Source organism: Verticiella sediminum, from assembly GCF_007558815.1.
GTDB lineage: Bacteria > Pseudomonadota > Gammaproteobacteria > Burkholderiales > Burkholderiaceae_B > Verticiella > Verticiella sediminum.
In genome coordinates, this window is sequence record NZ_VLTJ01000003.1 from 70,779 (window position 1) to 91,010 (window position 20,232).

Below are 20,232 nucleotides of genomic sequence, written 5' to 3' on the forward strand. Positions count from 1 at the left end.
CGTGCCGGGGCGCCGCGCAGGCGCGCCGGCATGCGCGGCGCCCTCGCCCGCTGCGCCGTCTTCCTGGCGGCGCTGGCCGCCTCGGCCGGCACCGGCGCGGATGCCGCCCCCGAGCTGCCGGCGCGGGCGAGCACTGCGGTCTCGGCGCTCGACGACCGCGGCGAGCGCGTCGCCCTGGCGCGCCCGGCGACCCGCGTGCTCACGCTCGCTCCGCATGCCACCGAGCTTGTCTATGCAGCCGGTGGCGGCGAGGCCATCATCGGCACGGTGGAGCACAGCGACTACCCGCCGCAAGCGAAGGCGCTGCCGCGCGTGGGCGATGCGTGGGCGCTGCACCCTGAACGCGTGCTCGCCCTGCGGCCCGATCTCGTGGTCGCCTGGCTGCCCGGGCCGCTCGCGGCCGTCGACCCGGCCTTGCGCCAGGCTGGCATCGCCGTGTTCCATGCCGCGCCGACGACGCTGGACGGCATTGCCGACGACGTGGAACGGCTGAGCCACCTGCTGGGCAGCGAAGCCAGCGGCCTGCCGGCCGCGAACGCCATGCGCGCACGCATCGCCGCCCTGCGCGAGCGCTATGCGCAGCGCAGCCCGCTGCGGGTGTTCGTGCAGGCTGGCACGGAGCCGCTCTACACGCTGAACGGCGGCCACGTGGTGTCGGACGCCTTGCGCACGTGCGGCGCACGCAACGTGTTCGCCGACGCGCTCGCGGCCGCGCCCATGGTCGATCCGGAATCGGTCATCGCCACGCGCCCGGATGCGCTGCTGCTGGCGCGCGACAACACGGGCGCCGACCCGGCCGCTCCCTGGCGGCTGCTCGCCCGCCATGTGCCGGCGGTGGCCGAGAATCGGCTCATCGTCCTGCCCGCCGACGACCTCTATCGGCCGGGGCCGCGCCTGATCGAAGCCACCGCCTCGCTGTGCGAGGCCCTGGATGCGCTGCGGCGCTGATCGCGGCCGCCGGCGGCACCGAACTCGGCCAGGGCAGTGTCGTCGGTGAGCGCATTGCCCTGGCCCGGCGGGTTCATGGCCGGCGCGCCGGCCCCGCCTACCACGCTGCCGCGTAGATCGCCCGGGCATCGTCCAGGCCGACCTCGCGCGGGTTGTTCACCAGCAGGCGGGTCTGCAGCATGGCGTCCTCGGCCAGGCGGTCCAGATCGCCCTCGCCCACGCCGACGTCGCGCAACCGGGAGGGTATGCCGGTCACCGCCGACAACTGGCCACAGTAGTCGATGAAGGCCTGTGCGCGCGCCTCCCGGCTCGCGCTGGGCGCCGGCCCGTTCATCCCGCCCGCGGCGACCACCACGTCGGCCAGTTCGGCGTAGTAGCCGCCCGCCTGCGGCAGGTTGAAACGCAGCACCTGCGGCAGCACCAGCGCGTTCGACAGGCCGTGCGGCACGTGGAAATGCCCGCCGAGCGGGTAGGCGAGCGCGTGCACCGCGGCCACCGGGGCGTTGGCGAACGCCTGCCCCGCCAGCATGGCGCCCAGCAGCATGGCCTCGCGCGCCTGGATGTCGTGCCCGTCGTCGCAGGCCCGCAGCAGGTGTGCGGACAGCAGGCCCAGGGCCTGGCGCGCCAAGTTGTCCGACAGCGGGTTCTTCTTGTGCCGGGACGTGTAGGCCTCGATCGCGTGGACCATGGCATCGATGCCGGTGGCCGCCGTGACCGCCGGCGGCAGGCCGTAGGTCAGCTCGGCGTCGAGCACCGCCAGATCGGCGAACAGCGCCGGCGACACCACGCCGGATTTCGTCGTCGCGCCGGTCGTGACGATGGACACGCAGGTGACCTCGGATCCGGTGCCGGCGGTGGTCGGCACCTGCACCAGCGGCAGCCGCTTGCTCGTCACCTTGCCCACACCGTACATCTCGGCAAGCGGCTGCTCACCCGCGGCCAGCACCGCCAGCAGCTTGGCCACGTCCATGGACGAGCCGCCGCCCAGGCCGACGACCACTTGCGCGCGGTGCGCGCGCGCGCGCTCGGCCGCCGCCAGCACCACGTGCTCGGGCGGATCGGCCACCACGTCGTCGATCACGTCGACCTGCCAGCCATGCGCGGCCAGGTTTTCCAGCGCCGGCCCGAGCAGCCCGCTGCGATGCAGAAAACTGTCGGTGACCACGCTCACCCGCTCGCCGCGAAAGCGCTCGCGCAGCAGTTCACCCAATTGGCGCGCGGCGCCCGCGCGCATCGTGATCGCCGGAACCGTCTGAAACTCGAATGCGGACATCGCCCGTCTCTCCTTCACAACAACCCGTCTGCGCGGGTTCTTCGGATGGTCTGTTGGATCGCCGGGGCGGCGGCCGCTCGCCGGCGCCCCGACGCGAGGCAGTTCAGGCCAGGACGCGCGCGTGATGCGCCAGATGGTCGGCCATGAACGTCGAGATGAAATAGTAGCTGTGGTCGTAGCCTTCGTGACGGCGCAGCGTGAGCCCCTGACCGGCTTCGCGGCAGGCGGCCTCGAAGGCCTCGGGCTGCAGTTGGTGCAGGAACTGGTCCTTGGTGCCCTGATCGATCAGAATGCCCTCGGGCACCGGCTCGCGCAGGGTGCGCATCAGCGCGGTGGCGTCGTACGCCGCCCACGCCGCGGTGTCCGCGCCCAGATAGCCGCCGAAGGCCTTCCTGCCCCAGTCGCTCTGGCTGGGTGCGGCGATCGGCGCGAACGCCGACACGCTGCGGAACTTGTCGCGGTTGCGCAGCGCCAGCACCAGGGCGCCGTGCCCGCCCATCGAGTGGCCGAAGACCCCCGCGCGCCGGGCATCGCCCGGCAACTCGCCGGTCACGATGCCGAACAGCTCCTCGGTCACATAGCTGTACATGCGGTAGCGCTGGCGCCAGGGCTCGACCGTGGCGTCCACGTAGAAGCCCGCACCGACGCCGAAATCCCAGTTGTCGGCCTCGCCCGGCACGTTGGCGCCGCGCGGGCTCGTATCCGGCGCGACCAGCATCAGGCCGTGCTCGGCCGCCAGGCGCTGCGCGCCGCCCTTGATCATGAAGGTCTCTTCCGTGCAGGTCAGACCGGCCAGGTAGAACAGCGCCGGCACCCGCCCCTGCCCGGCCTGGGCGGGGATGAATACGGAAAAGCGCATCGGCAGGCCGATGACACTGGAGGCGTGCCGGTAGAAACGCTGCCAGCCGCCGAAGCAGCGGTGTTCGCTGATGAGTTCGAGCATGGGGACTCCGGGATCGAAATGCGCCGGACGTACGAGCCTCGTCCGGCTTGCGTGTGCAACCGACAGTGTACGCAATGGCCATCGCCCGGCCGGCACCGCGCCCCAAGCGTCGGGAAATCCCTTATGAAACGTTTCAATGAAACGTTTTACCATGCAGCCATGGCTACCTTGATCGCTTCCGCGCGCACCTGGCCCGCACGGCGCCTGGGCCGGCGCATGGTTCACGTCGCGCTGGTGCTGGTCGGGCTCAGCCTGGCGACGTTCCTCATGCTCGAACTGCTGCCCGGCAACCTGGCCGACGCCCTGATCGGCGAGAACGCGCGCCCGGAAGACATCCAGCGCATCGAGGCGCAACTCGGTCTGGATAAGCCCTTGCACGAACGCTATCTGCACTGGCTCGGCCAGGCCGTGCAGGGCGACCTCGGCCGTTCGCCCCTCAGCGGCGAGGCCGTCGCCGCTGCGATCGGGCACCGCCTGCCGGTGTCAGTACAGCTCATGATCTACGCGCAGATGCTCGCCCTGCTGATCGCGCTGCCCCTGGGCGTCGCCGCAGGCTACCGCGAGGGCTCCGTGCTGGACCGCGCTCTCTCGAGCGCGGCCTTCGGCGTTCTCGCCGTCCCGCACTTCGTGCTGGGCCTGGTCCTGATCCTGTTGCTCGCGATCTGGCTGGGCTGGTTCCCCGCGACGGGCTACGTGCCAATGGCCGAGGGCATCGGCGCCAGCCTGCGCTCGCTCACCTTGCCGGCACTGACCCTCGCGCTGGTCGAGGCGCCTGTGTACATGCGGCTGCTGCGCAGCGACATCGCCGGTACGCTGCGCGAGCCCTACATTTCGGTGGCCCGCGCCAAGGGGCTGTCGGATGTCTACATCCTGTTCCGCCACGCGCTGCGCCCTTCGTCCTTCAGCCTCATCACGGTGATGGGCATCAACGTCGGCCACCTGATCGGCGGCGCGGTCATCATCGAGACCCTGTTCGCCCTGCCTGGCGTCGGCCGCCTGCTCATCGAAGCCATCACCCTGCGCGACTACGTCACGCTGCAGGGCATCGTGCTCTTCATCGGCGTCGCCTTCGTCTTCGTGAATCTGCTGGTCGACGCTCTCTACAACCTGCTCGATCCCCGCCTGAACCGCCATGGCAAGTAACGCGCTCTGCCTTCCGGCTGCCACTGCCGCGCCCGAACGCCCACGCGGGCGCCGCCTGCCGCGGCTGCGCATCCTGCTGCCGCTGCTCTGGATCTGCCTGGTGGCGCTGCTCGCCGTGGGAGCGCCCTGGTTGCCGCTGCCCTCATCTGCCGACATGGATTTCGCCAACTTCGAAAGCGGTCCGAGCGCCGCGCACTGGCTGGGTACCGATCTCGATGGGCGCGACATTCTCTCGCGCGCCGTTCACGGCGCCCAGGTCTCGCTCGTCGTGAGCCTGGGCGCCCCCGCCATCGGCCTGGTCGCGGGAACCCCGCTCGGCCTGCTCGCGAGTTACTACGACGGCTGGCTGCGCACCGGCATCCTCGCCCTGCTCGACGCGATGCTGGCCTTCCCGAGCCTGGTGTTCGCGCTGGGCCTCACCGTGGTCCTCGGGCCGTCCGTGCAGAACGTCACCCTGGCGCTGGGCATCATGTCGATCCCCGCGTTCGCACGCATCGCCCGCGCGAATGCCCTGCCCCTGCTCGGCCGCGAGTTCGTGCTCGCCGCGCGCACGGCCGGCGCGAGCGACACCGACATCCTGTTGCGCGAGATCCTGCCGAACATGCTCATGCCGCTGCTCACCTACGCTCTGACCATGATGTCGGTGATGATCGTCGCCGAAGGCTCGCTGAGCTTTCTCGGCGTCGGCGTGCCGCCGCCCACGCCGAGCTGGGGCGGCATGATCGCCGAAGGCCGCGAAGCGCTGGAGCGCGTCCCGCACGTCTCGCTGATTCCCGCGGCGATCATGTTCCTGACGGTTCTCTCGCTCAACCTGCTCGGCGACGCATTGCGCCAGAAGCATGCCGGCCGTGCGGGCGGCCTGGCATGAACGCCGCCGCGCCCCAAGCCGACACCACCCCCGGCCCCGCGGCGGTTCCCCTGCTCGCGGTGCGTGGGCTGAGCGTGCGTTTCGCCACCCCGCGCGGCGCCCTGCACGCCCTGGACGACATCGACCTCGACGTGCCGCGCGGCAAGACGCTGGCCATCGTGGGCGAATCAGGCTCCGGCAAGTCGGTGCTCTCGCGCGCCATCCTGCGCATCCTGCCGCGCAGCGCCGAGATCGCGCCGCAGACCGCTATCGTCTTCGATGGCCAGGACCTCATGCACCGGGACGAACGCGCGCTGCGCGAGATCCGCGGCCGCCGTATCGGCATGGTGTTCCAGGACCCGATGACGTCGCTCAACCCGGTACGCAAGATCGGCGCGCAGCTCGCGGAAGGCCCGCGCCGGCATTTCCGGCTGGGCCGCCAGGCCGCCCGGGCGCGCGCCTTGGACTTGCTCCGCCAAGTCGGGATTCCGTCGCCGGAACGCCGGCTCGACCAGTATCCGCACGAGCTCTCGGGCGGCATGCGCCAGCGCGTGGTGATCGCCATGGCGATCGCCTGCGAACCCGAGCTGCTGATCGCCGACGAGCCGACGACCGCGCTCGATGTGACGGTCCAGGCCGAGATCCTGGACTTGTTGCGCCGCCTGCGCGAGGCGCACGACATGACCCTCATTCTCATCACCCACGATCTGGGCGTGGCCGCCGAGCAGGCCGACGAAATCGCCGTGATGTATGCGGGCCAGGTCGTCGAACGTGCGCCGACCGATGCGCTGTTCACCCGGCCGCGCATGCCCTACAGCGCGGCGCTGCTGCGCGCGATCCCTTCGCTTGCCGACCCGCCGCACAGCCGCCTGCACGCCATCGCCGGGCGGCCGCCCAATGTTCTGGGGCAGATCGCCGGCTGCCGCTTCGCGCCCCGCTGCGGGCGCGCCCAGCCGCGCTGCGAGGCGCAGGCGCCCACCCTGGAGCGCATGCAGGACGGCCGCGAGCTGCGCTGCTGGTATCCGCTGGAGGACCGGCCATGAATCCACGCCGGGACCGCATCCTCGACGTCCGCGGCCTGCGCGTGGACTATCCCGTGGCGGGCGGGCGGACGGTGCGCGCCGTGGACGGCATCGACTTCGCCATCGACCGTGGCCAGACCCTAGCGCTGGTCGGAGAGTCGGGCTGCGGCAAGTCCTCCGTCGCGCGTGCGGTGATGCGCCTGGAGACTCCCAGCGCGGGCGAGATCCGCCTCGAAGGAACCGATCTCGCCAGCCTGAATGCCGCCGCGCTGAAGGCCCGGCGCCACCGCTTCCAGATGATCTTCCAGGACCCGATCTCCTCGCTCAACCCGCGGCGGCGCGTGCGCGACATCCTCGCCGCACCCTTGCGGGTCAACGGCCGTCTCGACGCGCAAGCGCCGGCACGCATCGCCGCCGCGCTGGAACAGGTCGGCATCGATCCTGCCGGTGCCCTGGAGCGCTATCCCCACGAGTTCTCGGGCGGCCAATGTCAGCGCATTTCGATCGCGCGCGCCCTGATCCTCGAGCCGACCCTGCTGGTCTGCGACGAGCCGGTCTCTGCGCTGGACGTCTCGGTGCGCGCCCAGGTGCTCAACGTGCTCAACGAGCTGCGCGCCTCGCTCGGCCTGGCCATGCTCTTCATCTCGCACGATCTTGCCGTGGTGCGCAATGTCGCCGACCGGCTCGCCGTCATGTATCTGGGCGCGATCTGCGAGGCCGGTCCGGCGGACACGGTGTTCGCGTCGCCCGCCCATCCCTATACGGTGGCGTTGATGAGCGCGGTGCCGCAGGCCGAACCGGGCCGCACGACGCAGCGCATCCCCCTGACCGGCGAGATGCCCTCGCCCATCGACCTGCCGTCGGGGTGCCGTTTCCGCAGCCGCTGCCCGGCGGCGCAGGAGCGCTGCGCCCACGAAGCGCCGGCGCCGCGCGAACTCGCGGCCGGCCACGTCGTCGCCTGCCATTTTCCCTATGCGCTGCGGAGCAAGCCATCCGCGGCCAGCATCCCCCTGGAGGAGGCCCACGCATGACCACCCACCGAATCGGCGCATCCGGCATCGCCGGCGCCGTCATCCTCGCGCTCGCGCACTGGGGCTTCGTGCCCGATGCCGCCGCCGAGCCCAAGCCCGGCGGCACGCTCACCGTCGCTTCGGAAGCCGAGTTCAGCGGCTTCAATCACACCCAGGCGCGCATCTTCAACCAGAACACCTCGGGCCCGGCGTCGGCCGTGATGGAGACCCTGTTCGCCTACGAGGGCAAGGACATCGTGCCGCGCCTGGCGACCGAATTCGCCGAGGCACCGGACCGGCTGAGCGCCCAGGTCAAACTGCGTCCGGGCGTCAAGTTCCACGACGGCACGCCTTTCGACGCCGACGCCGTGGTCGATCACTACCAGCGCCTGATGGCGCCGGACAGCGGCGTGAACACCTCGATCCTGTCACCGATCGCGTCGGTCGAGACGGTGGACGAGCTCACCGTACGCTTCAACCTCAAGGAGCCCTGGACGGCGCTGCAATCCGCACTCGCGCTGGAGAGCCTGGTGAACTTCATCGGTTCGCCCACCGCCCTGCAAAAGGATCCGGAGGGCTTTCACCGCCATCCCGTCGGCACCGGGCCCTTCGTCTTCAAGGAATGGCGCGCCGGCGACCGCGTGATCCTCGCCCGCAACCCGGACTACTGGGAGCAGGGCCTGCCCTACCTGGACCAGGTCGTGTTCCGCATCCTGCCCGATGCCAACACGCGTTATCAGAGCATCCGCTCGGGCGAAGTCGACATCGGCCGCATGGATACGGCCAACCACGTCCTGGACGCGGCGAAGGAACCCAACCTGGAAGTCATCAGCTACGAGGGCTCGGGCGGCTTCATGTGGAACTTCAACCACAGCAAGCCGCCTTTCGACGACGCCCGCGCCCGGCAGGCGGTCGTGCACGCCTTCAACGCCCAGGCCATGATCGACACCATGTTCCTGGGCACGACCACGCCCACCACCGACCTGCTCGGCCCGAATTCGGAGTGGTTCTGCAAGGACATCCCGTGGCGCGGCTACGACCCGCAGGCCGCCAGCGCACTCGTCAAGGACCTGGGCGGCCTGAAGTTCGAGCTGGTCACCGTCAACAACCCGGCGGGCCGCCGCCAAGCCGCCATGATCCAGCAGTTCGGCAAGAGCGTGGGCATGGACGTCGGCATCCGCATGGTGGAGCAGAGCCAGAACGTGCGCACCGGCCTGTCGGGCGACTACCAGATGGACGTCTGGCGCTTCAGCGACATCGGCGGCGATCCCGACCTCGTGCTCTCCTACTACTTCGGCGGCGCCGCCGGCGAGCCGGTCACGCGCCACGACACTCAGCGCATCGACGCCCTGCTCGAGCAGGCCCGCGGAGAGACCGACCAGGCCAAACGGCACCAACTCTATTGCGACGTCGCACAGGTGTTCTCGGAGGAGGCCATCGCGCTCATTCCCATCCGCGCCACCTACAACGCGATCTCGCATCCCTACGTGAAAGGCGTTCCACCGCTGCAGAACAGCCTGATCCGCGTGCGCGGTATCTGGCTGGACAAATGACCCACCCGAGAAGGAGATTCTCTTGGCCCGCATTCCCTACTTCGACCTCGAACACGCGCCTGCCGAATATGCCGCGCTGCTCGACGTGCGCAAGCCCCTGAACCTGTATCGGATGCTGCCGCACGCCGGTGTCGGCGCCGCCAGCGGCTTTCTGCGCATGGGCGGCGCGCTGCTGCGCGAGAACGAGCTGGACTCGCGCCTGCGCGAAATCGTCATCCTGCGCGTGGGCATGCTGTCGGACGCCGGCTACGAAGTCCACCAGCACAAGCGGGTCGCGCGCTCCGTCGGCCTGTCCGAGGAGAAGATCGAAGCCATCGCCCAGGGCGCGGACGCGCCGGTCTTCGACGAACTCGAGCGACTCATCCTGCGCTTCACCGACACGGTGGTGCGCGACGTCAAGGCACCCGACGCGCTGTTCAACGCCGTGCTCGAGCGGCTCGATCACCGCCGCATGGCCGAACTGGTCTTCACCATCGGCTTCTACATGATGGTCAGCCGCTTTCTCGAGAACTTCGAAGTCGACATCGAACCGCCCGGCGCCTTCTGAGGCCTGCCAACGTCATAGCCACCATCCGGAACACACGCACATGAACATTCCCTCGTATGAACTCGATCCCGGCCGGCAACTGACGGCCTCGGCGCTCGGACTATCCCCCGGACGCGGCCGCCTGCAGGGCCGGCGCATCCTCGTCGTCGGCGCCGGCCAGCGCGTGATTCCCGAAGAGGCCCCGCCCGTGGGCAACGGCCGCGCGATTTCGCTGCTGTTCGCGCGCGAAGGCGCCAGCCTCGCCTGCGTGGACCTGTCCGCCGACGCGGTGGAGCAGACCGTAGCGCAGGTCGGGCGCGAAGGCGGCCAGGCATTCGCCGAGGTCGCCGACGTCGCGCAGGCCGACGCCATCGCCCCGCTGGTCGAGCGCTGCGCCGAGCGTCTCGGCGGGCTGGACGGCCTGGTCCTGAACGTCGGCATCTCCAAAGGGCTGCCGCTGCCCGGCCAGAACGCACGCGACTGGGACCAGGAATACGCGGTCAACGTGCGCAGCCACATGCTGTTCAGCCAAGCCGCGCTGCGCCTGATGCCCGCCGGCTCGACGATCGTCCTGATGTCCTCGCTCGCCAGTCTGCGCTCGACCGGCCGCAACCCGGCCTACGAGTCGTCCAAGGCCGCGCAGGTATCGCTCGCACGCAGCATCGCCGCCGCCGGCGAGGCGCTCGGCATCCGCTGCAACAGTGTGCTGCCCGGCCTGATGGATACGCCGATGGGGCGCGACGCGTCGCGCCGCCGCCCCGGCCGCGCGGCCGCGGTTCCGTTCGGCCGCCAGGGCACGGGCTGGGAAGTGGCCTATGCGTGCCTCTTTCTCACCTCGGACGAGTCGAGCTACGTGAATGCGCACGCGCTCCAGGTGGACGGGGGGCTGGCCTACGGGATCGTCCGGGCGGCCTGATCCGGCCGGCCCGCAGGGGTCTCAGCGCGCCCCGGCGGGCGGGGGCGCGCACGACTCGCGCCCGATCCAGGTCATCGACACGCGCAGCGTGCGCGGTTCGGGCCCCGCCTCGCCACGGATGCGCGAGAGCAGCAGATGGGCGCAGGCCCGCGCAATGTCGTTCGCGCTGAGGCGCGAGGCCGACAGCGGCGGCAGAAAGGTGCGCGCGAACACCGGATCGCCGATCGTCACCACCGAAACGTCGGCGGGAATCCGCAAGCCGGAGGCGCTGATCGCGTTGAGGCATTCGTTCAGGATGTTCGTGCCCTGGGCGATCACCGCCGTCGGCCGGTCGGGCGACTGCAGCAGTGCTCGCACCCGCTCGAACGCGGAATCCAGCGATTCGTCCACGCGCACGACGCACGCATCGTCGGGGGCCGCCAGCCCATGCTCGGCATACGCCGCGTGGAACCCTTCGATGCGCCGGCGCATCGGACGGCGCGACGGGGCCAGCGGCGTCTGCCCGAGCACCAGGGCAATGCGCCGGTGACCCAGGGCGAGCAGCTCGCCCGTGGCGTGGCGCATACCGGCCACCTGCTCGAACAGCACCCGGTCCTTGCTGCCGCGGATGTCGCGATCGAGGATCACCGCGGGCACCGGCAGCGCCTCGATGGCCGCCAGCACCTCGGGATCGCGCTCGTTGCCGGGCGCGAGGATCACGCCGTCCATGCCGCGCGCGCGGAAGGTCGAGAGGATGTCGATTTCGCGCCGGGCATCGTTCAGCCCGTTGGCCAGCAGGAGCATGTAGCCCTCGGCAAGGAACTGCTCCTCCAGGGCGCGAAACAGCCGCGCATACAGCGGATTGGTGACGTCGGTGAGCAGACAGCCGATGGTGCGGCTCGAACGCAGGCGCAGCGACTGCGCGGCGTGGTTCGGGCGATAGCCCAGTTCGTCGATGGCGGCGAGTACCCGGCGGCGCGTGTCTTCAGTGACGTTGGCGGCGTTGTTGATGACGCGCGATGCGCTGCCGAGCGACACCCCGGCGCGTTGCGCGACATCCCGGATGCTGATGGAGCGCGGCTTGGACTTGGGGCTCATGGACGACGGCGGGTGTGGCTATTGCGCATTCTATTATGTGAATGGTGCCGCACACCCGCAGCGCTCTCGCGCCAGGGTGGGCTAACATCTGGATATGCATCCAGCCCTGGATACGCCGGGGCCAGCCACAGCCAGCCATGACCATCAAATCCGACGCCCTCTCCTCCCGCCTCGACGACAGCGGCCCCCGCCTGGTGGCGCCGCAGCCGGCCTCGCCGAACGAGGAAACCCTCGAGCGCGCCCTGCGCCCGCGGGCGCTGGACGACTACGTCGGGCAGCGGCGCATCCGCGACCAGTTGGAGATCTTCGTGGCGGCGGCGCGCCAGCGCGGCGAGGCGCTGGATCACGTGCTGCTCTTCGGCCCGCCCGGGCTGGGCAAGACCACGCTCGCCCACATCGTCGCCAATGAGATGGGCGTCAACCTCAAGCAGACGTCGGGGCCGGTGCTGGAGCGCGCGGGCGACCTGGCCGCCCTGCTCACCAATCTCGAACGCAACGATGTGCTCTTCATCGACGAGATCCACCGCCTCTCGCCCGTGGTCGAGGAAATCCTCTATCCGGCCATGGAGGATTTCCAGATCGACATCCTGATCGGCGAGGGGCCGGGCGCGCGCAGCGTCAAGCTCGACCTGCAGCCCTTCACCCTGGTCGGGGCCACCACCCGCGCCGGCATGCTCACCAACCCGCTGCGCGACCGCTTCGGCATCACCGCGCGCCTGGAGTTCTACACCACCGATGAACTGACCCACATCGTCACGCGCAGCGCCCGTTTGCTGAACGCCGACATCACGGCCGAAGGTGCAGAGGAAATCGCCCGGCGCTCGCGCGGCACGCCCCGGATCGCCAACCGCCTGCTGCGCCGGGTGCGCGACTACGCCGAGGTCAAGGCGCACGGCGTGATCGACCAACGAGCCGCCGGCGCCGCGCTGCAGATGCTGCAGGTCGACCCGCACGGCCTGGACGTGATGGATCGCAAGCTGCTCGAGGCGGTGGTGCACCGTTTCGACGGCGGCCCGGTGGGCGTGGACAGCCTGGCCGCGGCAATTGGCGAGGAACGCGACACGATCGAAGACGTTATCGAACCTTACTTGATCCAGCACGGTTTCCTGCAGCGCACGCCGCGCGGCCGGATGGCCACCCGCACCACGTGGCGGCATCTCGGCCTGGCCGAACCCGGCGGCCGCGGCGCCGAAGGCGAACTGTTCTGAACGACCTGCCCGCCACGCCTGCGCACGTGGCACGCGAGGCCGTTTTTTGCGTTCCCGGGCCTGGCCGGCTAGCGCCCATTTGGCCCATAAATGTCCCATCGGCGCAACACTGTTGCGCTACCATCACGCTTCGGCGCACCGCCGCCCCAAAAACGGGCCGTAAAGTGCCAAAATGCGCGCCCTTTACTGTCGTATTTTGTTGCGAGCAACCCTCGTACAGGGTCGGCGAAACGCTACAATCAGCGGTTGATTTTGACGCCCCGCCCGCTATGTCCGTTGTACCCCGGAGTGACGCTGCATTCCGCTTTACCGTGCGGGTCTACTATGAAGATACCGACGCGGGTGGCGTGGTGTATTACGCGAACTACCTGAAGTTCTTCGAACGTGCGCGCACCGAATGGCTGCGTGCGCTCGGCTTCGATCAATCACGCACCGCCGCGACGTCGGGCAGTATTTTTGTCGTCCGGTCCGCACGCACGGATTACCACCGGCCCGCGCGCCTGGACGATACGCTGTCCATCGCCAGCCGCATCGCCCGCGTCGGCCGAGCCTCCATGACCTTCATGCAATCGTGCGAGCGCGACGGCGAAACGCTGGTCACCGCCGAAGTCGATGTCGCCTGCGTGAATGCAACGAGCCTGCGCCCGGTCGCCATGCCGGGAGAAATTCTCCAGGCCCTGCGCGCATCGACGGCGGCCCCGGGCCGCGGCGCTGCGAGCTGAACGTCCAACCCATCCATTACGCGAACCCACAAGGCACCCCATGAATCCCAACCAGGACATGTCGATACTGTCTCTGATCCTGCACGCGAGCATCCCCGTGCAGCTCGTGATGGCGATTCTCGTCGTGATTTCTGTGATTTCCTGGACGTACATCTTCAGCAAACGCACCACGATCAAACGCACCCAGCGCCAGACCGAGAAGTTCGAGGCGGATTTCTGGTCGGGCGGCGATCTCACCATGCTGCACCACGCGGTGGCCACGCACCGGGTCGAGCACGGCGCGCTCGCGCGGATCTTCGAGTCCGGCATGTCCGAGTTCCTGAAGGGGCGCAAGTCGCAGCCGGATGCGAGTGCCGTCCTGGAAGGCGCCAACCGCGCAATGCGCGCTTCGTACCAGCGCGAGCTCGACACCCTGGACCGCCATCTGGCCTTCCTTGCGTCCGCGGGCTCGGTCAGCCCCTACATCGGTCTGTTCGGCACCGTCTGGGGGATCATGCACGCCTTCGTCGGCCTGGCGGGCATGGAGCAGGTCACGCTGGCGGTGGTCGCGCCCGGCATCGCCGAGGCCCTGATCGCCACCGCGATCGGCCTGTTCGCCGCCATCCCTGCGGTGGTCGCCTACAACCGCTATTCGCATGAGGTGGATCGCCTCGCCACCCGGTTCGACAGCTTCATCGACGAATTCCTCAACATCCTGCAACGCCAGGTGCGCTGATGGCCGTCCGATCGCGTAACGGCCGCGGCCGCCGAATGAAAAGCGAGATCAACGTCGTGCCCTACATCGACGTGATGCTCGTGCTGCTCGTCATCTTCATGATCACCGCACCCCTGGTCGCGCCCGGCATGATCGAACTGCCGTCCGTGAGCCAGCGCGCGGCCGAAGTGCCCGTGCGGCCCATCGAGGTGCAGGTCGCGGCCGACGGCGTGATTTCGGTACGCGATCTCGAACAGGGCGAGACCCAGTTGCAGCCGGTCCCGGCGACCGAGTTGCCCGACTACATCCGCATGCGCCAGCAGGCCCAGCCGAACCAGCCCGTCGTCATCGCTGCCGACGGCAAGGTGGTCTATGACAGCGTCGTGAAGATCATGGATCAGCTCCAGCGTGAAGGGGTGTCCCGCGTCGGCCTGCTCGTCCAGCAAGGCGGCCCCGGGAGCTGACGCGCATGGAGCAGCCCGGCCGCAACAACACGTACTTTCCGCCCCACCCGGTGGGAGAGTCGCCCGACGAACCGCAGGGCCGCCCGCTCGCGCTCGCGATCGGGCTGCACTTGCTGATCGTGCTCGCCGTGGTCCTCGGCCTCCTGCTGGACCGCCAGCCCCTGCAACCGATGCAGGTGGAGATGTGGGCCTCGCTGCCGGAGCCCGAAGACGTCGTGGAAGCGGACGCGCCGCCGCCCGAGCCTGCGCCGCAACCCGAGCCGCAACCCCAGCCCGAACCAACGCCGCCGCAACCGGAGCCGGAGCCGACGCCGCCGCAACCGACGCCGCAGCAGATCGAAGCCGAGCGCCGGGAAGCCGAGATCGCCCTGCAGAAGGAAGAGGAAAAACGCCGCGAAGAGCAACGCGCCCGCCTCGAGACGCAGCGTCAGCAGGAGCGCGAGCGCCAGCGCAAGGAAGAAGAGCGCCAGCGCCAGATCCAGGATCAGAAGGAAGCCCAGGAACGCGAGCGCCAGGAAAGGCTTGCCGCCGAGAAGAAGGCGGCCGAAGAGACGGCCGCTGCGCAAAAGCGCGCAGCCGCGGAGAAAGCCGCGGCCGAAAGAAAGGCTGCCGAGGAAAAGGCCGCCGCCGAAAAGAAAGCGGCAGAGGAAAAAGCGGCGGCAGAAAAAGCGGCCGCGGAGAAAAAGGCGGCTGCCGAGAAGGCTGCGGCAGAGAAGGCCGCTGCCGAAAAGAAGGCGGCCGCTGAAAAAGCCGCTGCGGAAAAGGCTGCGGCAGAAAAAGCCGCGGCGGAAAAGAAGGCTGCCGAGGAAAAGGCAGCGGCCGCCAAGCGCGCCGCCGAGAAGAAGGAAGCCGAGGAACGGGAACGCAAATTGCGTGAAGCCTTCCAGGCATCCGCCTCCGCCGCTGCCGGCTTGCCCGGCGGCACTGCAGCCCGCAGCCAGGCGGGTGGCGGTGCGGACAGCGGTTACGGCGCACTGATCCGTGCGTGCGTGAAGCCAGGGGTCGTGTATTCCGCCTCGCGTGACAGCGTTTCCGGCAATCCGTATGCGGTATTCCGGGTGCAGCTTGGTCCGGACGGCAGGCAGGGCGGTACGCCGCGCCTGCTGCGCTCGTCCGGCGTGGATGCGTTCGACAGGGCCGTCCAGGTGGGGATTCAGCGTTGCAATCCCTTCCCGCGGCCGCCGTCGGGCAGCTATCCATCTACCATAGACGTGCGTTACAACATGTTCGACTGATCGCCCATCGACCGATAACCGCTACCCAGACATGACTGTTGCCGACATCCCAAACCGCTTGTCCACAACCACCCAACCGTCGCGTGCGGCCGCCGTTTCCGGCCGCTCGGGCATGTTCCGCCGCCTCGCTGTCTTCGCGTTCCTGGCCGGCTGCACGATTCCCGCCGCGCAGGCCCAGTTGCAGGTCGAGATCTCGGGCGCCGGCGCCAACCAGTACCCCATCGCGATCGCGGACTTCGCCGATTCGGACGGTGCCCGCGGCCGCCAGATCGCGGACGTAGTGCGGGCCGACCTGACACGCTCGGGCCTGTTCCGCATGGTCAACCCCAGCGGCGTCAACCTGAACGCCGAGAGCCAGCTCGATTTCGCCGTCTGGCGCGACCGCGGCGCCAATGCCGTGGCCTACGGCACCTCGCGCTCGGACGGCTCACGCCTGGACATCGATTACCGCATGGCCGACACGGTGCAGCAGGCCGTGATCGACGGCCAGGGCTTCACCGCCCCCTTGAACAACTGGCGCGCCGCGGCCCACCAGCTCGCCGACCGCATCTGCGAGCGCCTGAGCGGGGCGCAATGCGCCTTCTCCACCAAGATCGCCTACGTGCTCAAGCGCGGCAATCTCTGGGAGCTGCAAATCGCCGACGCCGATGGCCACAACGCGCAGACCGCGTTGCGTTCGCGCGAAGCCATCATCTCGCCGGCCTGGTCGCCCGACGGTTCGCGCCTGGCGTACGTGAGTTTCGAGTCCGGCAAGCCCGTGGTCTACGTGCATCACATCGCCACCGGACAGCGCACCATCGTCGCGAACTTCCGCGGCAACAACAGCGCCCCGGCCTGGTCGCCCGACGGCAACCGGCTGGCCGTCGTGCTCTCGCGCGACGGGTCCTCGCAGATCTATCTCGTGAACGCGGACGGCTCGAATCCGACCCGGCTCACGCAAAGCGGCACCATCAACACCGAGCCCAGCTTCTCGCCCGATGGCCGCTCCATCGTATTCAGCAGTGATCGCGGCGGCAGCGCCCAGATCTATCGCATGGGGGTGGACGGCAGCAACGTCACCCGCCTGTCATTCAACGGGGGCCACAACGTGAGTCCCCGCATCTCTCCCGACGGAACGGCGCTCACCTACGTGACGCGCCGCGGGGGCAGTTTTCAGATTGCAGTGCTGAATCTTTCCTCTGGCAACGAGGTCGTGCTCACGAACGGCCCGGACGACCAGTCTCCCAGCTTCTCGCCCGACGGCGGCATGGTGCTGTACGCAGCCGGCCAGCGCGGCGGCACGCTGAACGTGCGCTCGATCGACGGGCTCGCGCAGGAGACCTTGTCCGCGGCGGGCGCAGGCGTGAGCGCGGCAGCCTGGGGGCCTTTCGGTACGGCAAAGTGATCGCCCGCTCGCTGTAGTCTGAAAACTGGCGGCCCGTCGTCCTGGGCGCAACGACGTTGGCCGCACCCTTCAATCTATCCCTTTCCGTTGGGAGCCCATTATGACAAATCGTTTCTTGAAAGCTTTTGCAGTCGTTGGCTTTTCGGCAGCCCTCGCGGCCTGCGGCAGCTCGGTCCCGCTGGACGACTCCGCCGGCGCGGGCGCGGGCGGCGGCACGGCGGGCGGCACCGTGAGCGGCGTGGGTGCGGGCAGCTCGGGTCAATACGATCCGTTCAACCCGTCCAGCCCGCTGTATCAGCAGCGCTCGGTGTATTTCGACTTCGATAGCTACTCGGTGAACCAGCAGTACCGTCCCGTGGTCGAAATGCACGCCCAGTACCTGTCGGGCAACCCGCAGCAGCAAGTGACCATCGAAGGCAACACCGACGAGCGCGGCTCGAGCGAGTACAACCTCGCCCTGGGCCAGCGCCGGTCGGAAGCCGTGCGCCAGATGCTCATGCTGCTGGGCGTGCGCGACAACCAGGTGGAAGCCATTAGCTTCGGCAAGGAGCGTCCGCGCGCCACCGGCACCAGCGAATCGGACTACGCCGAGAACCGTCGCGCCGACTTCGCCTATCGCCGTTGATCACGCGCAGGGCGTGACGTGACGGTGGTGCGCCATCCGGCCTGCCCCGTCAGCCGCGCGTGGAGCCGCCCCTGGGCCGAGTGCCGGGGGGCGGTTTTTTTTGCCGCCGGGCCGCCCCAAGGCAAAAAACCCCTTGGGGGCAGCGAGCCAAGGGCGAGCGTGGGGGCCACTTTGCCGTTGGGCGGTCCAGCGCAAAGAGCGTCCCACCAGGCATTCATCACCGCGTGTCGCACTCGGCCGGCGTCGACCCTCTCCTCACGCGGTAAAGTAGGCGTCACCCGTATTCGCATGCCGGGGCCGGCGTCACGCCAGCCCCACCACAGCAGGAGTTATTCGTCCATGATTCAGCAGGTGTCTTTCGCAACCCGCCTGATGGCAGGCGCCGCGCTCGTGGCGGCCGGCCTGGCCGCCCAGCCGGCCCAGGCACAGCTCTTCGGCGGTGACGACGAGGCGCGCCAGGCCATCATCAAGCTGCGCCAGGAACTCGCCGATGTCCGTTCCGAAGACCAGCGAGGCCGACTGGCCCTCGCGGCCCAGATCGAGCAATTGCAGCAGCAGATGTCGCAGATGCGCGGACAACTCGAAACGCTGAGCAAGCAGATCGCGGATACCCAGCAGGCGCAGCGCCAGCTATCTCTCGACATGACGGAGCAACCGCCCGCCGCGGGCGGTCCCGGCCAGCCCGAGGCAGCCAATCTCCTGGCTGCGGGCGGCGAGGAGCAGACCTCCTACGACGCGGCCATCGACTACTTCCGCAAGGGTCAATACCGCGAATCCGCAACCGCCCTGCAGGCCTTCGTGCAGAAATTCCCGCAAAGCACCTATGCGCCTACCGCCCAATTCTATTGGGGTAGCAGCCTGTACGCGCTGAAGGATTACAAGAGCGCCATCAGCCGGCTGCAAGGCGTCCTGCAGAACTGGCCGGACAATGCCCGCGCACCGGATGCGCTGCTGGTGATCGCAGGCAGCCAGATCGAATTGAACGACCGCAATGCAGCCCGCGCCACCCTGCAGCGCATCATCAAGGATTATCCCGGCAGCCAGGCGGCCAATACGGCGCGTGACCGTCTGCAATTGCTTCAGTAAAGCAACCGCGAATAGGAAAAGCGGGCCGACGGCCCGCTTTTCGATTACTTGATCAAGTACTGTTCCTTGTCGCCGACCACCCATTTGGGCGCGCGGCCGCGACCAGTCCAGGTCTTGCCCGTTTCCGGATCGCGATACTTGGGCGCCACCGTGATGCCGGCCGTGGCCGACTTGGCACCCACGGTGCGGCGCCCACGCTTGGCCTTGGCCTGCTGCGGCCGCGCGGTCCCGTCGCTGAACGTCAGTTCGTCCGGTGTCAGGCCGTATTCTTCGATCAAGCCGTTGATCTGCTTGATGACCGAACTCACTTCGCGTTTTCGGGCTTGCTGAATCTTGCGATCCAAAGAGGCTTTCTGAGCGAGGAGGGAACGGTAGCTGGGCATGGAGGTAGTCGCTTTCAGCCAGAAGGCCGACAGAATTGCGCTATGCCAGGGTGGCTAGCGATCGAATAATGCCGTCTATTTTAGTGTTGAATGTAAAAAGCGACAAAGGAAATGGTTCCTTTGCCGCTTTTGTTTTGAAACAAGCCGCGCAAACGACGGTTTCAGGCAGCTTGCGCAAGTTCGCCGCGCATTTTGCCGAGAGCGCGCGATTCGATCTGCCGGATACGCTCGGCGGAAACGCCGAATTCGTTGGCGAGTTCCTGCAAGGTAGCGCTGTCGCCCTCGGGCAGCCAGCGCGCCTCGATAATGCGGCGCGAACGCGGATCCAGCACGTCGAGCGCACGCGTAATGCCGGTACTCTGCAATTCGTCGCGCGCGCGCCGTTCGAGAACCTGGGTGGGCTCTTCGGCGCCTTCGTCGGATAGCCAGGCCGAAGGTGCGTAGTCGTCTTCGTCGTCGCGTCCGTCGAGCGCCATTTCGCGGCCGGTCATGCGCATTTCCATTTCGCGCACGTCCTGCTCGCGCACATTCAGTGCGTGCGAAATATGCTCGATTTCATCGGGCGTCAGCGTATCGCCCGATTGCTTCATGCTGCGCAGATTGAAGAACAGCTTGCGCTGCGCCTTCGTGGTGGCCACCTTCACCATGCGCCAATTGCGGATCACATATTCGTGGATTTCCGCCTTGATCCAATGAATGGCGAACGAAACCAGCCGCACACCGCGCGACGGATCGAAGCGTTTGACGGCCTTCATCAGGCCGACATTGCCTTCCTGGATCAAATCGGCATGCGGCAGGCCATAGCCGAGGTACTGGCGAGCGACCGCCACCACCAGGCGAAGGTGGGACAGCACCAGATCACGCGCGGCGTCCAGGTCCTCGCGCTCGCGGTAACGCAGGGCGAGCGCGGTCTCCTGCTCCGCGGTGAGCATGGGCATCTGGTTGACTGCAGCGATGTACGCGTCGATGGTACCCAGCGAACCGGGGTTCGAGATGGCCAAGGCCATCGACTGGGGCGACGGGCTGAGCGAGACAGTGTTCTGGGTCATGGTGTGCGTCATCCTGGGTAGGTCCGGGACCAACGAAGACATGTTAGCACTCTGACTGCGAGAGTGCTAATTGGTTCCTTCTCCCAAGTCAATAGGGAATAGCTAACCCCGGTACCGCCCGGCC

General features: G+C 68.4%; 22 protein-coding genes. 17 read left to right on the top strand and 5 right to left on the bottom strand.

Annotation, left to right across the window (positions count from 1 at the left end; translation table 11 throughout):
* Positions 1-30 precede the first annotated feature (30 nt).
* On the top strand, positions 31-948 hold the full coding sequence (locus FOZ76_RS01685) for a cobalamin-binding protein (RefSeq protein WP_170235250.1): 918 nt from the start codon (positions 31-33) through the stop codon (positions 946-948).
* A 97-nt stretch (positions 949-1,045) separates the two neighbouring features.
* Here FOZ76_RS01685 and FOZ76_RS01690 read toward each other — a convergent pair whose 3' ends face one another.
* Positions 1,046-2,221 (bottom strand): iron-containing alcohol dehydrogenase, encoded by a 1,176-nt coding sequence (locus tag FOZ76_RS01690; RefSeq protein ID WP_143946392.1) that lies wholly within the window; start codon positions 2,219-2,221, stop codon positions 1,046-1,048.
* A gap of 103 nt (positions 2,222-2,324) precedes the next feature.
* Positions 2,325-3,164: an S-formylglutathione hydrolase gene (gene fghA, locus FOZ76_RS01695; RefSeq protein WP_143946393.1), complete on the bottom strand. Its 840-nt coding sequence runs from the start codon at positions 3,162-3,164 to the stop codon at positions 2,325-2,327.
* A 159-nt stretch (positions 3,165-3,323) separates the two neighbouring features.
* On the opposite strand from fghA, the gene FOZ76_RS01700 reads away from it, so the two are divergent.
* The 7 genes from FOZ76_RS01700 to FOZ76_RS01730 are packed head-to-tail and all read left to right on the top strand — an operon-like array spanning position 3,324 to position 10,181.
* Positions 3,324-4,307, top strand: coding sequence for an ABC transporter permease (locus FOZ76_RS01700; protein ID WP_170235251.1), 984 nt, complete (start codon positions 3,324-3,326; stop codon positions 4,305-4,307).
* Complete coding sequence (locus FOZ76_RS01705) at positions 4,297-5,175, top strand: ABC transporter permease (protein WP_143946394.1); 879 nt, start codon at positions 4,297-4,299, stop codon at positions 5,173-5,175. Before FOZ76_RS01700 ends, FOZ76_RS01705 begins: the two co-directional genes overlap by 11 nt.
* The gene (locus FOZ76_RS01710) at positions 5,172-6,197 is read left to right on the top strand and encodes an ABC transporter ATP-binding protein (protein WP_143946395.1); all 1,026 of its coding nucleotides are present in this window, start codon (positions 5,172-5,174) and stop codon (positions 6,195-6,197) included. Before FOZ76_RS01705 ends, FOZ76_RS01710 begins: the two co-directional genes overlap by 4 nt.
* Positions 6,194-7,207: an ABC transporter ATP-binding protein gene (locus FOZ76_RS01715; RefSeq protein WP_143946396.1), complete on the top strand. Its 1,014-nt coding sequence runs from the start codon at positions 6,194-6,196 to the stop codon at positions 7,205-7,207. The genes FOZ76_RS01710 and FOZ76_RS01715 overlap by 4 nt, the downstream gene beginning before the upstream one ends.
* Positions 7,204-8,739 (top strand): ABC transporter substrate-binding protein, encoded by a 1,536-nt coding sequence (locus FOZ76_RS01720; protein WP_143946397.1) that lies wholly within the window; start codon positions 7,204-7,206, stop codon positions 8,737-8,739. The genes FOZ76_RS01715 and FOZ76_RS01720 overlap by 4 nt, the downstream gene beginning before the upstream one ends.
* A 22-nt stretch (positions 8,740-8,761) precedes the next feature.
* Positions 8,762-9,286: a carboxymuconolactone decarboxylase family protein gene (locus FOZ76_RS01725; protein ID WP_143946398.1), complete on the top strand. Its 525-nt coding sequence runs from the start codon at positions 8,762-8,764 to the stop codon at positions 9,284-9,286.
* 40 nt (positions 9,287-9,326) lie between these two features.
* The gene (locus tag FOZ76_RS01730; protein WP_143946399.1) at positions 9,327-10,181 is read left to right on the top strand and encodes an SDR family NAD(P)-dependent oxidoreductase; all 855 of its coding nucleotides are present in this window, start codon (positions 9,327-9,329) and stop codon (positions 10,179-10,181) included.
* A 21-nt stretch (positions 10,182-10,202) separates the two neighbouring features.
* Here FOZ76_RS01730 and FOZ76_RS01735 read toward each other — a convergent pair whose 3' ends face one another.
* Positions 10,203-11,258 carry a LacI family DNA-binding transcriptional regulator gene (locus tag FOZ76_RS01735; RefSeq protein ID WP_143946400.1) on the bottom strand — a complete coding sequence of 352 codons (1,056 nt, stop codon included), beginning with the start codon at positions 11,256-11,258 and terminating at the stop codon, positions 10,203-10,205.
* Between the two features lie 137 nt (positions 11,259-11,395).
* Between FOZ76_RS01735 and ruvB the strand changes: the two genes are divergently transcribed.
* From ruvB to ybgF, 8 genes are all read left to right on the top strand, one after another.
* Positions 11,396-12,466, top strand: coding sequence for a Holliday junction branch migration DNA helicase RuvB (ruvB, locus tag FOZ76_RS01740; RefSeq protein ID WP_143946401.1), 1,071 nt, complete (start codon positions 11,396-11,398; stop codon positions 12,464-12,466).
* Between the two features lie 269 nt (positions 12,467-12,735).
* Positions 12,736-13,188, top strand: a complete 453-nt coding sequence (gene ybgC / locus FOZ76_RS01745) for a tol-pal system-associated acyl-CoA thioesterase (RefSeq protein ID WP_143946402.1) — start codon at positions 12,736-12,738, stop codon at positions 13,186-13,188.
* 40 nt (positions 13,189-13,228) lie between these two features.
* Entirely contained in the window at positions 13,229-13,903 is a 675-nt protein-coding gene (gene tolQ / locus FOZ76_RS01750) for a protein TolQ (protein ID WP_143946403.1), read from the top strand.
* Positions 13,900-14,346 (top strand): protein TolR, encoded by a 447-nt coding sequence (gene tolR / locus FOZ76_RS01755; RefSeq protein ID WP_143946404.1) that lies wholly within the window; start codon positions 13,900-13,902, stop codon positions 14,344-14,346. Before tolQ ends, tolR begins: the two co-directional genes overlap by 4 nt.
* 5 nt (positions 14,347-14,351) lie before the next feature.
* Entirely contained in the window at positions 14,352-15,581 is a 1,230-nt protein-coding gene (gene tolA, locus FOZ76_RS01760) for a cell envelope integrity protein TolA (RefSeq protein ID WP_143946405.1), read from the top strand.
* A gap of 112 nt (positions 15,582-15,693) precedes the next feature.
* Entirely contained in the window at positions 15,694-16,965 is a 1,272-nt protein-coding gene (tolB, locus tag FOZ76_RS01765) for a Tol-Pal system beta propeller repeat protein TolB (RefSeq protein ID WP_143946415.1), read from the top strand.
* A 100-nt stretch (positions 16,966-17,065) separates the two neighbouring features.
* On the top strand, positions 17,066-17,590 hold the full coding sequence (gene pal, locus FOZ76_RS01770) for a peptidoglycan-associated lipoprotein Pal (protein WP_143946406.1): 525 nt from the start codon (positions 17,066-17,068) through the stop codon (positions 17,588-17,590).
* Positions 17,591-17,962: 372 nt separating this feature from the next.
* On the top strand, positions 17,963-18,676 hold the full coding sequence (gene ybgF / locus FOZ76_RS01775; RefSeq protein ID WP_425473221.1) for a tol-pal system protein YbgF: 714 nt from the start codon (positions 17,963-17,965) through the stop codon (positions 18,674-18,676).
* Between the two features lie 44 nt (positions 18,677-18,720).
* Here the strand turns inward: ybgF and FOZ76_RS01780 are convergent, their stop codons facing one another.
* Together FOZ76_RS01780 and rpoH are read right to left on the bottom strand one after the other, a co-directional pair.
* Entirely contained in the window at positions 18,721-19,059 is a 339-nt protein-coding gene (locus FOZ76_RS01780) for an H-NS histone family protein (RefSeq protein WP_143946408.1), read from the bottom strand.
* Positions 19,060-19,220: 161 nt separating this feature from the next.
* The gene (rpoH, locus tag FOZ76_RS01785; protein ID WP_246129248.1) at positions 19,221-20,066 is read right to left on the bottom strand and encodes an RNA polymerase sigma factor RpoH; all 846 of its coding nucleotides are present in this window, start codon (positions 20,064-20,066) and stop codon (positions 19,221-19,223) included.
* Between rpoH and FOZ76_RS27800 the strand changes: the two genes are divergently transcribed.
* Positions 20,014-20,163 (top strand): hypothetical protein, encoded by a 150-nt coding sequence (locus tag FOZ76_RS27800; RefSeq protein ID WP_246129249.1) that lies wholly within the window; start codon positions 20,014-20,016, stop codon positions 20,161-20,163. The genes rpoH and FOZ76_RS27800 overlap by 53 nt on opposite strands.
* Positions 20,164-20,232: the final 69 nt, after the last annotated feature.